Source organism: Sorangium sp. So ce375 (genome assembly GCF_051473855.1).
Classification (GTDB): Bacteria; Myxococcota_A; Polyangia; order Polyangiales; family Polyangiaceae; genus Sorangium.
In genome coordinates, this window is the sequence record NZ_CP150335.1 from 3,549,909 (window position 1) to 3,564,305 (window position 14,397).

At 71.7% G+C, this 14,397-nt stretch carries 12 protein-coding genes; 8 read left to right on the forward strand and 4 right to left on the reverse strand.

What is annotated here, in order from left to right:
- Nucleotides 1-35: 35 nt before the first annotated feature.
- Nucleotides 36-2,204 (reverse strand): DUF1565 domain-containing protein, encoded by a 2,169-nt coding sequence (locus tag WME90_RS13470; protein WP_437281507.1) that lies wholly within the window; start codon nucleotides 2,202-2,204, stop codon nucleotides 36-38.
- Nucleotides 2,205-2,288: 84 nt separating this feature from the next.
- Entirely contained in the window at nucleotides 2,289-3,995 is a 1,707-nt protein-coding gene (locus WME90_RS13475; protein WP_437281508.1) for a tetratricopeptide repeat protein, read from the reverse strand.
- A gap of 254 nt (nucleotides 3,996-4,249) precedes the next feature.
- Here WME90_RS13475 and WME90_RS13480 point away from each other — a divergent pair, with 254 nt between their 5' ends.
- Complete coding sequence (locus tag WME90_RS13480; RefSeq protein WP_437281509.1) at nucleotides 4,250-4,621, forward strand: hypothetical protein; 372 nt, start codon at nucleotides 4,250-4,252, stop codon at nucleotides 4,619-4,621.
- A 169-nt stretch (nucleotides 4,622-4,790) separates the two neighbouring features.
- Here the strand turns inward: WME90_RS13480 and WME90_RS13485 are convergent, their stop codons facing one another.
- Nucleotides 4,791-5,318: a hypothetical protein gene (locus WME90_RS13485; protein ID WP_437281510.1), complete on the reverse strand. Its 528-nt coding sequence runs from the start codon at nucleotides 5,316-5,318 to the stop codon at nucleotides 4,791-4,793.
- A 147-nt stretch (nucleotides 5,319-5,465) separates the two neighbouring features.
- Entirely contained in the window at nucleotides 5,466-6,197 is a 732-nt protein-coding gene (locus tag WME90_RS13490) for a hypothetical protein (RefSeq protein ID WP_437281511.1), read from the reverse strand.
- A 112-nt stretch (nucleotides 6,198-6,309) separates the two neighbouring features.
- Here WME90_RS13490 and WME90_RS13495 point away from each other — a divergent pair, with 112 nt between their 5' ends.
- The 7 genes from WME90_RS13495 (at nucleotide 6,310) to WME90_RS13525 (ending at nucleotide 14,334) form a co-directional block, all read left to right on the forward strand.
- Nucleotides 6,310-7,299, forward strand: coding sequence for a beta-ketoacyl-ACP synthase 3 (locus tag WME90_RS13495; protein WP_437281512.1), 990 nt, complete (start codon nucleotides 6,310-6,312; stop codon nucleotides 7,297-7,299).
- A 278-nt stretch (nucleotides 7,300-7,577) separates the two neighbouring features.
- Nucleotides 7,578-9,764: a glycoside hydrolase family 3 N-terminal domain-containing protein gene (locus tag WME90_RS13500; protein WP_437281513.1), complete on the forward strand. Its 2,187-nt coding sequence runs from the start codon at nucleotides 7,578-7,580 to the stop codon at nucleotides 9,762-9,764.
- Nucleotides 9,765-9,923: 159 nt separating this feature from the next.
- Nucleotides 9,924-10,775 (forward strand): SDR family NAD(P)-dependent oxidoreductase, encoded by an 852-nt coding sequence (locus WME90_RS13505; protein ID WP_437281514.1) that lies wholly within the window; start codon nucleotides 9,924-9,926, stop codon nucleotides 10,773-10,775.
- A gap of 141 nt (nucleotides 10,776-10,916) precedes the next feature.
- Nucleotides 10,917-11,702 carry a hypothetical protein gene (locus tag WME90_RS13510; RefSeq protein WP_437281515.1) on the forward strand — a complete coding sequence of 262 codons (786 nt, stop codon included), beginning with the start codon at nucleotides 10,917-10,919 and terminating at the stop codon, nucleotides 11,700-11,702.
- A gap of 28 nt (nucleotides 11,703-11,730) precedes the next feature.
- A complete protein-coding gene (locus WME90_RS13515; protein ID WP_437281516.1) occupies nucleotides 11,731-12,972 on the forward strand; it encodes a hypothetical protein in 1,242 nt (413 codons plus the stop codon).
- The gene (locus WME90_RS13520; RefSeq protein ID WP_437281517.1) at nucleotides 12,969-13,244 is read left to right on the forward strand and encodes a hypothetical protein; all 276 of its coding nucleotides are present in this window, start codon (nucleotides 12,969-12,971) and stop codon (nucleotides 13,242-13,244) included. The genes WME90_RS13515 and WME90_RS13520 overlap by 4 nt, the downstream gene beginning before the upstream one ends.
- A gap of 331 nt (nucleotides 13,245-13,575) precedes the next feature.
- Complete coding sequence (locus tag WME90_RS13525; protein ID WP_437281518.1) at nucleotides 13,576-14,334, forward strand: SDR family NAD(P)-dependent oxidoreductase; 759 nt, start codon at nucleotides 13,576-13,578, stop codon at nucleotides 14,332-14,334.
- Nucleotides 14,335-14,397: the final 63 nt, after the last annotated feature.

A 14,397-nucleotide genomic window follows, 5' to 3' on the forward strand; every position in this document is an offset into this window, starting at 1 on the left:
GTCGCTGCGCGCCCGCGCCGTTCGGAGAGCGAGAATCACGGGGCGGGCGTGGCGCTGCTCGGGACGGGGAGATCGCCTTCGGCGAGCTGATCGCTCTCCTGATTGCCCTCGAAGCTGTTGTCCTGCGACACCGATGGCGCCTGCGCGCCCTGCACGACGAGCCCGAAGCGGTTGCCGGTGGACTGGGAGCGATCGAGCGCGCCGTGGCTGTCGTTGAAGAGCAAGCCTGCGCGCGCGCAGCCCGCCACCTGCACCGAGGTCACCTGCGTGGTCGAGCGGAGGACGACGAGGCCGTCGCCCAGGTCCGGGACCGATTCCGTCTGCCCACCGGCGCTCAGGGTCGAGAACGTGCCGCCCTCGACGCCGAGGATGACCGTGTCCTCCACCGTGCTCGGCGAGGCGAGCAGCAGGCCTGCCACGCGGCTCTCCAGCACCGCAGACCTCTGGACGCGGACACCCGCCGTCCCCGCGCTGAGCAGGCCGACGCCGCCCGTGCCGTCGCGCTCCTCCGGCAGCGAGCGCTCGATGAGGCTGTCCGCGACCTCGAGGGTCGCGTCTTGGGACACGGACACGCCCGCGACGTGGGCCTCCAGGACATACGTCGACGCGAGCGTGGCGCGCCCGCCTTGCACGAGCACGCCGGCGGCGCGATGCCGGTGAAGCGGGCTCGCGCGCGTGCCCTCGATGACCAGGCCGCTCGCCGAGAGCGTCCCCCCCGAGACGAGCAGCCCGGCGTCGCCGGCCTGGCGCACGAGGCTCGATGACAGCGAGAGCGCTCCGCCGCGCTGCTCGAGGGCAACGCCGAGGTGATCGCTCTCCGAGGCGGTCGCGCCGTCGAAGAGGCTCCCCGACGCCTCGACCTCCGTACCGGCGTCCGTCACGAGGAGCAGCGCGTCGCACGCGCCGGACAGCACGCTGGACGCGATCGACGCGCGGGCGCCCTGCTCCACGGCCAGGCCGCCGGCCTCCGGCGCCCCCGCCGCCGGGGCGGAGATGAGGCTGCGCGCCGCCACGAGCGCCGCGCCGGCGCCGGTCACGAGCGCGCCCAGGCGGTGGTGGACGAGCGCGTTCGCGTCGAGCCGGAGCGTGCCCTGCTCGAGGCGCACGCCGACATCCTCGCTCGTCGCCGCCCGCATCCCGGTGGCCTCCAGCAGGTTGCCGTTCGCGACCACCTCCGCCGCCTCGGAGTTGATCCGCAGGTTGACGATGCCGCCGACCAGCGCGTTCTCCGTGAGCCGCGCCTCGGCCCCCGAGACGACGAGCACGTTCGTCCAGGCGTCGCCCGTGTCCTCGCCTGTCCACGACGATTCGACGAGGCTGTGAGACATATCGAGGCTCGCGCCGGGGAACGAGACCACGAGCCCATAGTCGCTCCCGGCCGTCACCCGGACGTCGCGCACGGAGACCGCCGCTGCCTGGATGAACATCCCGATCGCGGCGCTGATCACGCTCACGCCGCGCACGCCGGCGCCATCGACGTCGTGGATCCAGACCGCGCTGACGTTGCCCATGTCATCTTCCTGCTCTCCACGGAGCACGACGCGGGAGGCGCACCGCCCGACGATCTCGATGGGCTTCGTGAGCTGGATCGGCTCGTCGTACTCGCCCTCGGCCAGGACGACACGCCCGCCCGCCTGCACGCCCGCCAGCGCCTCCGCCAGCGTCGTGAACGGCCTCTCCCGCGACCCGTCGCCGTCCCCACCCACGTAGCCCGGATCGACGTAGACATCGCCGGGCACCTCGGCGATCTGGCCCCATGGCGCCTCGCCGCAGCCGTCCGGGCCGTCGATGGAAACACAGCCCTTCTGCGGGACCGCGAACGTCCCCTCGGGGCACTTGGTCATGGTGGGGTGACAGGCGCCGTCCTCCACGAACTCTGGCGCACAGCCGGGGATCCCGACTTCAACACAGCCCTCGTCGTGCTTCGGGATCGTTCCGGGCGAGCACTTCTCGAGCGCGGGACGACAGAAGCCGTCCTCATCGACGAAGTCGTCGGCGCAGCCCTGAATGCCCACCTGCGCACATCCATCCGTGCCGCGGATCTGCCCAAGCGCACACGCCGAGCCGCCGGCGCCGTCCCCCGGCAGGCTGGTATACGACGGCTGATAGGTGCTGTCGCAGCCGAAGAGCGACACCGCGCACAGGCTGGAAGTGAGGGAGAAAAGACACCAGAGCGCCGAGTGTACAAGCTTTGCGCGCAACACCCCACCAACCTAGCAGATGCACCGACACGCATGCCGGCAATGCGTGCCTTTCCTCGTCGCCTCCAGCCGCTCGAGACCGGACATTCAGGGGCGTGACCCGGACAGCCGCACGTCGGCTCGCGCCCAGGCGCGCTTGAAGCGTTCGTGTGCGGCGTTGGCGTCATCTTCCCTGCCCTGTGCGCGCAGGCTCTGCTCGAGCCCGCAGAGCGACCAGCCATTCTCGGGGTTTTTGCGGAGGTCGTCCCGGTACGTCGCCTCTGCATCGCGCGCGCGACCCGCCTTGAGGAGCACCGCTCCGAGCGTGTGGCGGACCGGCTCGGGCCAGTCCGGCGGCTCGAAATAGCGCAGGCCGTCCTCGATGATCACGGCGTCCTCGAGCGTGCGAACGGCGGCGCTGGTGTCGCCGCGCTCCGACGCGATCTGGCTCTCCACCATGAGCGAGGCGATCTCGAGCAGGTCCTTCGCGCGGTTCCTGCCGATCGTCGCGTCGTCCGAGCTCTCGGACGCTATCGCCCGGAGCGTCGCCGCCTCGCGCGCGGCGTCATCAGGGCGCCCCTTCGAGGCGAGCGCGCGGCCTCGCGCATAACGCCATATCCCCGTGGTGTACCGCTCCTCGGGCGGCGGCGCCGGCTGCGTGAGGACGTCGTCCCACCGTCCGAACCGGACGAGCGCGAACAGCAGCGCGGGGCGGAACATCTCGAGCATCGGCATGTGCCGGACGTTGTGGTCGGGCACCGCCGCGGCCAGCTCTCGCGCGGCGCGCACGGCGACGGCGCTGCGCCCCTCCATGCTCGCCGAGCCCGAGAGGAATTGGAGGTTGTGAGGGAAGTACATCATCGGATAGATGCCCTCCGGCCGACGCTCGCGGATGTACCGTCGATCGGCCAGCACCGCCTGCTCGTTCGCGTCGGAGGCGTCCGCATAGCGACCGACACGCATGAAGATGTGCGACGGCATGTGCACGAGGTGCCCAGCGCCAGGGGCCAGACCGCCGAGCCGCTCGGCGCTCGGCAACGCCCGCTCCGGCACGCGCGACGCCTCGACCGCGTGGATGTAATAGTGATTCGCGCCGACGTGCTCCGGATCTCGCCGGAGGACGCCCTCCAGGGTGGAGACGATCTCGTCGGTCTCGGGCTGCGGCTGGCCGTCCAGCGTCCAGAGATCCCACGGGCGCAGATCCATGAGCGCCTCGGCGAAAAGGACGCTGGCGTCGAGGTCGTCGGGGAAGCGACGGGCGAGCTCGCGCATCGCGTTCGCGTAGGCGCGGTCGAGGGCCGCGCGGTCGCGGCCCGACGTGTGTCCCGGCGTTGAAGCGTGGCGCTCCGCCAGCGCGTCGATGTACGCGCGCTCGCGCGCGCTCGCGGACGCAGCGAGCGCGCGCGCTTCCTCCACGGCCTCGAACGCGGCCCGCTCCCGCGCCGTGTCGGCCCGCTGGTTGATGTTCGAGCCGAGCGTGAGCGCGATGCCCCAGCGGGCCATGGCGAGGCCTGGATCGAGGCGGGCGGCCTCCTGAAATGCCTGCCTCGCCTCGTCGTGGTTGAACGCGTAGACGAGCCGCAACCCCTGATCGAAATAGCGTTGCGCGAGCTGCGATGACGTCGTCACGGGGTGATGGAGAGCGCCGATGTCCTCGAGCAGCGGGACGCGCTCGGCGTCGGGCGCCTCCGCCGGCCCAGGGCCGGTCGGCGGCTCCGCTCCGGGCGAGGAGGGGTGGGGCTCCGCGCCGCACGCCGCGAGGGCGGCGCAGGACCAGAGGAGGGGCAGGCTGAAGAGCGCGCGTCGAGCTGTCATGAGCACCTCGCTCGGGCCCCGATCTCCGCGGGCTCCGACGGTCCAACTTTTCCTCGCGGGGTCGCTTTGCCTCGGCCACCGCCCTCCAGCGCGAGCGTGGAGGTCGAGCCGAGCGAGGGCCATGCACGCGCGGTTCCCGCAGCGCGGGAAGGCAGCGCACAGAAGCCCGGGGTGCGCCCGGGTTGAGCGACGCGCTCGCTCCGTCAGCGCGGTGCTCGATGGACGGAAGGCGAGACTTGCGGCAACCTCGAGACATGACGACGTGCAGGGAAGAAGCTCTCCGCTGGGTTCACCGCTACGCGATCGGCGGGGCGGCGTTCGCCGCGCTTCCGCTTCCGATCTCGACCTCCACCGGGCTCGTTGCGATCGAGACCCACATGATGACGATGGTCGGCGAGATCTACGGCGAGAACGTGGGATCCGTGGTGACGACCGCCGCCGGCGGGAGCTTCGCGATCCTCGGGCAGGGCTTGAAGTTCCTGGCCACGCGGGCGGTCGGCTTCGTCCCCTTGATCGGGCCGGCCATCAAGATGGGCATCGCAGGGCTCACCATCGAGGCGATCGGCCGGGGCGTGGTGGGGCACTTCGAGCGAAAGTACCCGGGCAAGATCTTCGACAAGGCGTGAGCCGACCTGGCGCGCGCGGCGCGCGGAGGAGGAGCGCCGCGCGCAATGTGCCGGCGCGCGGCGCTGCGTGGTACGCGCACGCGTCGCGCGGAGGAGGCGCCGCGAGCAATGCGCTGGCGCGCGGCGGTGCGTGGTGCGCCACGCGCCGCCGCGTCGCTATCGATGTCCGTCAGTTCTCGCAGCCGCTGCAGGCGAGGGGGCAGGTCCCGTTGACCGTCGCCTGACAGTGGAGGTCGGGCGCATCGGCGCTCTCGCCGTAGTCGCAGCAAAGCTCACCGGCGCCGCAGCATCGCACGCCGCAGCAGAGGCCTTCTTCGCACCCGAAGCCGGGGGCGCACGCGTTCGCGCACACGCCCTGGATGCAGGCCTGATTCTCGGCGCAGGTCGTGCCGCACGTCCCGCAATTGTGCGGATCGCCGGCCAGGTTGACGCACTCCGATCCGCAGCACGAGAGCCCGGCCTCGCACGTGCACGCCGCGCCGCCCTCGCCGCCCGCGCCGCCCTCGCCGCCCGCGCTGGTCGTCGTCGCGACGGTGGTGGTCGTCGCGCCGCCCTCGCCGCCCGCGCCCCCGGCGGACGAGCTCGATACGGTGACGTAGGTCGGCAGAAGGTCCACGGTGCCCGGGTCAGCTTCACATCCAGCGACGGCGAACAATGCGACCCACGACAGCAATGCAATCACCCGATGACAGGGCATGAGCACCTCCAAGCCGAAAATCACACTACCACGGCCGGTCGCGGTCACACGAGAGGACATGGCGTACGACGCCGCGCCGGTTACACGCGCTGCGTCGTACGCCGAGGCCCGCGCGTCACGCCGGTGAGCGTGGCGACGGCTGCGACATCAGGGGGTGATGAGCTTGCAGTCCGACAGGACCCCCGTGTACCAGTCGTCCGTCCTGTCGAGCCATGCGCCCTCGCTGGACCAACGGATGCCGGGCCGCTTCATCTTGCCTTCGACGGTGTAGGTGCACTTCACCGCGAACCGTGCGGACGGCAGCTTGCCTGCGGTGAGCGCGGACTCGCTCCAGAGGCCGGCAGCGAGGAACTGGACGCGATCCGTGGTCGTGTAAGGGCGGAGCAGCTTTTTGTCGTCTGCGTCCCCCTTGGACCAGCCCTTGGTGGGCGATTCGAACGCGCAGTGCCGGCCGTTGATCTCCTCGGCCGACCAGCAGGCGAGATCCTTGATGTCCGTGGACACGAGGGTGACCTCGACCTGGGACTTGTCCCCGGGTTTCCATTTGGGGCCGGCCGAGCCAGCCGCAGGCTCACGCCCGAAATAGGCGAAGGCCGCGGCCAGGCCGCCGATGATGATGAGGAACAGGATCATGCTCTTGCCGAGCGACCCGCCCTGCGGCTGGGCGGCCGCGCGAGGCCGCACGCCGGGCTTTTTGCCCGCCGGGCGCCGCGCGGCGCCAGCCTGTTTTGCAGGGCGCGAGGCCCGAGCGGGCGCCGCGGCGTCGGGAGCGGCGCTGCCCTCGCCGTCCTCCTCGCTGCGGGTGTCCTGCGCGTCGGCCTCGCCGGGAGGCGCTTCGTCCGTGTCGGGGCGGTCTCTGTCTTCGGAGCTCGTAGCCATCGGGGCGCTTTATGTACCGGAGCGCGCCCGCGACTCAAGCATTCCGTGGACCGAGCGGCAGGGCACGATCGCCCGTTCCAACCAGCAGCCCATGAGGTAGGCTGCGCTCCCGATGACGTCCGATGCCAGAAATCCACGCGCGCGCATCCTCGGCACAGGCCGCTCCCTGCCGCTCGCCGCCCCGACGAGCGAGGCGCAGGCGGGCGCGCCGCCGGCGGACGGCGCCGCGGGCGACCCGGGCGCGAGCGACGAGCGGCGCCGCGCCGCGCCCGTCGAGACGACGAGCGACCTGGCGGTGCGGGCGGCGAAGGCGGCCCTCGACGCGGCCGGCGTCGGGCCGCGCGAGCTCGAGATGATCATCCTCGCCACCTCGAGCGGCGACGCGCCGATGCCGGCGACGGCGGTGTACGTGCAGCAGAAGCTCGGGGCCGAGCTCATCCCGTCGTTCGACCTCTCCGCGTCGCTGACGGGCTTCCTCTACGGGCTGTCGGTCGCGAACCAGTTCGTGGCGGCGGGGACCATGAAGCACATCCTCGTGATCGGCGCCGATCTGCTCTCCCGCCGCATGGATCCGCGCGACAGGGCCTCGGCCCAGCTGTTCGGCGACGGCGCCGGCGCGGTGGTGATCGGGCCGGCGACCGGAGACGGGCGTGGGATCCTGAGCGTCGGCCTGCGCGCCGACGGGAAGAAGGCCGACGTGCTCCAGGTGCCCGGCGGCGGCTCCGCGGAGCCGCTCACCGTGGAGCGGCTCGCCGACCGCCGGCAATACCTGCGTGTGAAGCAGCCCGAGCTGCGGCAGGCCGCGGAGGAGCGCCTCGGGGCGCACGCCCTCTCGTCGGTCGCGGCCGCCGGGCTCGCGCCCGCGGAGGTCGACTGGGTGATCCCGCACCACGGCGACCCGCACATCGCCGTCCTCCTCGCAGAGCGCCTCGGGTGCCCGCGGGAGCGCGTCCTCGGCGCGGTCGAGGGCGCCAGCGCGGGCTCGGTCGCCATGGCGCTCGACGAGGCGCTCCGCGACGGCCGGATCCTTCCCGGAAACCACGTGCTGCTGTGTGCGCTCGGCGGCGGGCTCACGTGGGGCAGCGCGGTGATCCGCGTCTGAGCCGACGTCGAGGGAGCCGGCGGGCGCTGCGCTTCGTGGTGGGGTACTTACCCCACCACGCCGGAATGATGGAACCGCCGAGGCGCCATAAGACGCCAAAACTTTGTGTTTTTCTTGGTGCGCTTGGCGGTTCAAAAGACCCCACCTTCGGCCAACGTACCTCCCCGCCCTGCGCGCCGCGCGTCGCTGCGCCGCAGCAGCGCGCGCGGCGTCGTGCTCGCGACGAGCGCGACGGTGGACTTGTTCTCGTGTGCTCCCCATCGTGATCAGGAGAACCCATGAACGACGCTCCCCTCTACAAAGATGCCAAGCAACCCGTGGGAAAGCGGGTGGAAGACCTCCTGAGTCGGATGACCCTGGACGAGAAGGTGGGGCAGCTCATGCAGCTGGACGCCCAGGGAGATCTGGAGGACGCGATCGGGCGGATGAAGGTCGGCAGCCTCCTGCACTGCAACGGGAAGGACGCTGACGCGGCGATACGGCGCGCGCTGGGCACCCGCCTCGGGATCCCTGTGCTGATGGCCGACGACGGGATCCATGGCCATTCCTTCTGGGCGGGAGCCACGATCTTCCCCACGCAGCTCGCCATGGCCTGCAGCTGGGACACGGGGCTCCTGGAGCAGGCCGCGCGGGTGACCGCCGCCGAGATGCGCGCGACGGGGCTCAAATGGACGTTCTCTCCCGTCCTGTGCCTGACGCGCGATCTCCGCTGGGGCAGGGTGGGGGAGACCTTCGGCGAGGATCCCTACCTCATCGGCGAGCTCGCCTGCGCGATGATCAAGGGCTATCAGGGCAAGGGCCTCGACGATCCGGACGCGGTGCTGGCGACGGCCAAGCACTACGCGGGATACTCGGAGACGCTGGGCGGCCGTGACGCATCGGAGGCGAACATCTCGCGGCGCTACCTGCGCTCGTATTTCCTGCCGCCCTTCGAGCGGGCCGCGAAGAGCGGCTGTATGGCCTTCATGACAGGATATCAGTCGATGGACGGGATCCCCGCCACCGCCAACCGCTGGCTCCTGACGGAGGTCCTCAAGGAGGAGTGGGGGTTCGAGGGGATCCTCGTGACCGACTGGAACAACGTGGGCAATCTCGTGCTCGATCAGAAGGTCTGCAAGGACATGGCCGAGGCGGCCACGGTGGCGGTCCGGAGCGGCAACGACCTGATGATGGCGACACCTCAGTTCTACGAGGGGGCCCAGGAGGCGGTGCGCCGCGGGCTCCTGGCCGAAGCCGAGATCGACGCGGTGGTGCGGCGCGTCCTCTCGCTCAAGTTCGCCCTCGGGCTGTTCGAGGACCCGGGGTACAGCAGCGAGCAGCGGATCAAGGAGATCATCGGGTGCGCGGCGCACCGGGACCTCAACCTGGAGGTCGCGCGGGCGTCGCTCGTGCTGCTCAAGAACGAAGGCCTCCTGCCGCTCGCGGGCGCGGCGGCGTCGAGGCCCCTGCGGCGGATCGCGGTGATCGGCCCCAACGCGGACGACCCGATCGCCCAGCTGGGCGACTGGTCGCTCGGGTCGGGGCAGATGAGCGGCGGCAACGGGCCGCAGCACCCCCGATCGAGCATCGTCACCATCGTGGATGGGATACGGGCGCTCGCGCCCCCGGGGTGCGAGGTGGTTCATGCCGCGGGCTGCTCGGTCGTCAGCGAGGACGAGTCCGGCGTCGCTGCGGCGGTCGAGCTGGCCCAGGGCGCCGACGTGGTGGTCCTGGTCCTGGGGGACCGGATCGAGCTCATCGGCGAGACGAAGAGCACGGCGACGCTGGAGCTCATGGGTGGCCAGAAGGCCCTTTCGGACGCGATCGCCAGGACGGGTGTGCCGACGGTCGTGGTCCTCGTCAACAGCAAGCCGCTGGTGATGCCGCGCTCGGCGCTCGGCGCGGCGGCGATCCTCGAGGCGTTCAACCCGGGGATGATGGGCGGGCAGGCCGTGGCAGAGGCGGTGTTCGGGGCGATCAACCCCTCTGGCAAGCTGACGATCTCGTTCCCCTACCACGTGGGGCAACAGCCGGTATTCTACAACCAGGCCCGCGGTCAGCACGGGAATCGCTACGCCGACCTGACGCAGGAGCCGGCGTTCGCGTTCGGCTTCGGCCTGAGCTACACGCGCTTCACCTACGGAGATCTGAAGGTCCTGACACCGATCGTGGGGCGAGGCGGAGCGGCCTCGTTCGAGGTGACGATCACCAACGATGGCGGCCGCGAAGGCGTCGAGATCGTCCAGCTCTATATCGAAGATCTTGTGACGTCGTCCACGTGGGCGCAGAAGGAGCTCAAGGCGTTCCGCCGCGTGAGCCTGGCCGCGGGGGAGGCGCGCAAGGTGCGCTTCGACGTCCCCGCCTCGGAGCTGTCCATGGTCGACGCCGAGGGGCGCCGCGTGGTCGAGCCGGGGGAGTTCCGCGTCCACATCGGCGCGTCGTCCCGCCCGCAGGACCTGCTCTCTGCCGGCTTCACCGTGGCATAGGCGACGACGGCGGCGGCAGCCTCCGGTTTGGGTTTTTCGTCTGAACGGAGGCGTCCGACAGCCTCCAGGCTGAATCTCAATATCCGCCGGGCCGCGTGATACCGTCGATCGCGCGACGAGCGCCGGGGGACGCTCCGGCGCTCGAGGAGGGAACGAGCGATGACGGCGAAGAAAGTGGCGCTGGTGACGGGGGCGAGCACGGGGATCGGCCGGAGCGCGGCGGAGACGCTCGCCCGGAACGGGTATGTGGCCTTCGCGGGCATGCGCGATCCCGGCGGCAAGAACCGGGCGGCGCGCGACGAGGTGGCCAGCCTCTCGGCCGCGGGGATCCCGATCGAGGCGGTCGCGCTCGACGTGACGGACGACGCCTCGGTGGCCTCGGCGGTCGCGACGGTGGTGGAGAAGACGGGGAAGATCGATGTGCTCCTGAACAACGCGGGCAACTGCATGATGGGGCTGACCGAGTGCAGCAGCGTCGATCAGCTGCGGCAGCTCTTCGACACGCACGTCTTCGGGACGCAGCGCGTCTGTCGCGCCGCGCTGCCGCACATGCGCCGGCGAAAGACCGGGGTGCTCGCCTTCACGTCCAGCCTCGGCGGGCGAGTCGTCATGCCGACCATGACGCACTACTCCGCGGCCAAGGCCGCGATGGAGGCGATCGCCGAGGGCTACAAGCGCGAGCTCGACTCGTTCGGGATCGACGTCGTGATCCTGGAGCCGGGGCTGGTCCAGACGAAGATCCTCGACAACATCTGGCTGGACGACGACACGGCGCGCGCCGCCGAGTACGGGGCGCTCAGCGGCGTGGCGCGCGCCGGGCTCGATGTGGCCAAGACCATGACGGGGCTCCCCGCGGAAGAGATCGCGGGCGCGCTGCTGAAGCTCCTCGAGATGCCGCACGGCCAAAGGCCGCTGCGCACGACGTTCGGCGGGGACGCGGCCCTGGTCGAGCCGGTGAACGCCGCCGCGGACGAGGCCGCGCGGGCGATGCGCGCCAGGTACGGGGGCTAGCGTTGGCGCGCCTGGCGTCATGGCGGTTCGCTTCGTCGCCCCGACTCACCGCCGTAGAGCTAGCCTGCTGAAGGGCGCCTCCCTCGTGCGGCGCTCACCCGCTGCGGATACGAGGCCATCTCGGCGCTCTCGGAGCCCTCCATGCTGAACCTCCTCCTCCACCTCTCCCCGCTGCGCCCCGCCGTCCGCCTGGAGACCGTCGAGCGGCGCGACTTCACCGAGCCGCGGCTGCGCGAGCTCCACGCCCTCTCGAACGCGCTCATGGCCGAGGAGTTCGGGCACTTCTGCGTCCACGCGAGGACCAACGACGTCGTCCATGTCTTCCGCCGCGCCGACACGGGAGCGATCGTCGGATTCCAGTTCTGGAAGACCGCGCCGCTCGGTTTGCCCCGCAGCCGGGCCATCGTCGGTGGGAAGCTCAGGATCTCACCGGACTTCCGGACCCGCGGGCTGCACCTCGCCTCCGGCCTCTTGTTCTTGCTCGAGACAAAGCGCCGCGCGCCGCGGACCCGCTTCTACCGGCTCTCGATCGCCAGCCTCTTCGGGTTCGTCTCCATCACCGAGGCGCTCGCGCGTTACCAGCTGTTCGATCCGAAGCGCCGGGGCGCCGCGGAGGACGAGGCGGTGCGGGAGGCGTTCCTCAGGCTCGCCAGGGAGAGCAATTACCACGTCGATGACGAGACCGGCCTCTTCCGCGTCAATATCTTCATGACCGACGAGACGGTGAGCCGGTATCCGCCGCGCTATTTCGAGCGCCCGGCCGCGCTGCGCTACGCCGCGGCGAACCCCGGCTTTCGGACGAACGGCTGCTACGCCGGCTTCTGGTTCCGCTTCACGGGCGATAACCTCCTCGCCATGACCCGCGCCGTCATGACGAGGCTCTTCCGCCGGGACCCCCCCGTCGCTCCACCGCCCGCGCAGCGATAGCGGTCCAAGGCGTACCTCGCTCCGTCCCATGACCGACCTCTCCTCCACCACCGGCGTTCGGACCCGACCTGAAGAGGCTGGCCGGCTGCGCCGGCTCGGCGTCGCCGCGCTGTCGCTGCTCGTCGCGGCGGCCGTCTGGCTTCCGTGTCTCCACCTCTTCTTCCGGCACGCGCCGGATGAGCACCGCGCTGCAGGCGCGCTCTCGCCGCGCGGCCAGGCGCTGCTCGCGTATCAGCGCTCGCTCTGGGAGGAGGGCAGCGCCGCGCAGGGCGCGACGCTCGCGCGGATGCGGGCCGCGAACGCCGAGTGGGATTTCATGGGACGGACCTTCCTCGTCCTCGGCCTCGCCAACGCCGCGCTGCGGGATCCGGGCTCCGAGCCGCGCCACCTCGCCGTCATCGACCGGATCGTCGACGAGACGCTCGCGATCGAGCGCGAGCGGGGGATGCTGCACTTCATGATGCCCTACGCCACGCGGCGGCCGTTCGTGCAGCAGCCCGCGCGCAGCCTCTTCGTGGACGGCGAGATCGCGCTCATGCTGGGGGCGCGCGCGCTGGTCGCGCGCCGCGCCGATCACGAGGCCGAGCTCGACGCGCGCGTCGCCGAGATGCGGTCCCGCATGGAGCGGAGCCCAGCGCTGTCGGCCGAGAGCTACCCCGACGAGTGCTGGACCTTCTGCAACACGCTCGCCCTCTCGGCGATGCGCATGGCCGACGCGCTGCACGGGGAGCGCCGCGGCCTCGAGCTGGGCCGCCGCTGGGTCGCGGGGGCGCGCGCCCGGCTCCTCGACCCGAAGACGGGGCTGCTCGTGTCGAGCTACACCCACGACGGCAGGATCCTGGACGGCCCCGAGGGATCGTCCCTCTGGCTGGTCGCGCACGCGCTGCTCCTGATCGACCCTGATTTCGCGCGCGATCAGTACGCGCGGGCGCGCCGCGAGCTCGGCGCGGAGCTCTTCGGCTTCGGCTGGGCGCGCGAGTGGCCGCGCTCGTGGGCCGGCCCGGAGGACGTGGACTCGGGCCCGATCGTGCCGCTCGTCGGGGCGAGCGCCGGATCGAGCGGCTTCGCGCTGCTCGGCGCGACGGCCTTCGGGGACGCGCCGTACCTCGGGGCGCTGCTCACCTCGCTCGACCTCGCCGCGTTCCCGATCCGCGAGGGCGACCGGCTGCGGTACGCCGCCAGCAACCAGGTCGGCGACGCGGCGCTGCTCTATGCGCTGAGCTTCGGCCCGCTGTGGGAGCGGATCACCGGCGCGGGAGGTGCCCCGTGAGCCGAGACTTCGCCCTCGGCGCCGCGCTGCTCGTCGCGGCCTTCGTCGTCTGCCACCTGCTCGGCCTGCGCGAGCACGTGTCCGTGCTGAGCGGCACGCCCCCGCCCGCTGGCGGGGGCGACCCCTTGCTCGGTGTCGCGTACGCGCTGGCGTGGTTCGGCGCCGTGGTCTTCGCGCCGATCCTCGCGATCGCGGCGGGCGTGCTCGCGGCGTTGGACCGGCTCCGATCACGGCGCCCCGCGCCTCCTCGGCCGGCTCCGCCGCCCGGCTGAGCGGCGACCTCGCTGCTCCGGGCGGCCCGCGCAGGAGCCCTCGCGCCCCCGCGCTCGCGCCGCGCGCCTCGGCGATGGGCGAGCTGCTCCGCCCGCAGCACGGCGCCAGCAGCCTGCTGCCTGCGAAGCAGGCAGGCCGCCCGGCGCGACGGCGCGCGCGGCGCCGCCCGATGGTCGCGCCCGGCGCAGGGCAGGGCGATGCGCGCGCCGGCGAGCGTCATCGCCTCGGCGAAGAGGCGGTGAGATCTGCGTGGAATGAGACGTGCTCTGGCGCGGCTCGCTCGGCGCAAGGAGACACGGACGTCGTGTCGGCCGATGGAAGGAGCTGATCTTGGATCTCGAACTCACCGGCAAGCGAGCCATCGTCACCGGCGGCAGCCGCGGCATCGGAAAGGCCATCGCGCGGGAGCTGGCGCGCGAGGGCGCCGACGTCGTGATCGCCGCGCGCGGCAAGGACAAGCTGGAGGCGACCGCCGCCGAGCTCTCGGCGGAGACGGGCCGCCGCATCGTCCCGCTGGTGGTCGACACCGGCAACGAGACCTCGGTCAACGCGCTCGTCGAGCGCGCCGTCACCGCGCTGGGCGGCGTGGACATCCTGGTCAACAACGCCGCCGTGCCGGGGGGGATCTCGACCGCCACGCGCCTCGACCAGATCGTCGACGCGCAGGTGATCGAGGACATCAACATCAAGGTCGTGGGCTACCTGCGGACGGCGCGCGCCGTCGCGCCCCACCTCGTCGCGAACGGCTGGGGCCGCATCATCAACATCGGCGGGCTGGCCGTGCGCAAGGCCGGCCGCCCGGTCGCCACCCTGCGCAACGTCGGCGTGGCGGCGATCACGAAGAACCTGGCGGACGAGCTGGGCCCGAAGGGGATCAACGTCACCGTCGTGCACCCCGGCGCGACGCGCACCGAGCGCGTCCGGCCCGAGCCTGAGAAGGACCTCGCCGCCTCGGTGAGCATCGGCCGCATCGTCGACGCCCGCGAGGTCGCGTGGGTGGTCGCGTTCCTCGCCTCGCCGAGGAGCGTCGCGATCAACGGCGATGCCGTCGTGGCCGGCGGCGGCAGCGTCGGGCCGATCTATTATTGAGCCCTGAACCAGCGGGCCCCGCCTCGCGCGGGAGCGGAAGACGACCGCTCCGATCGACACCAC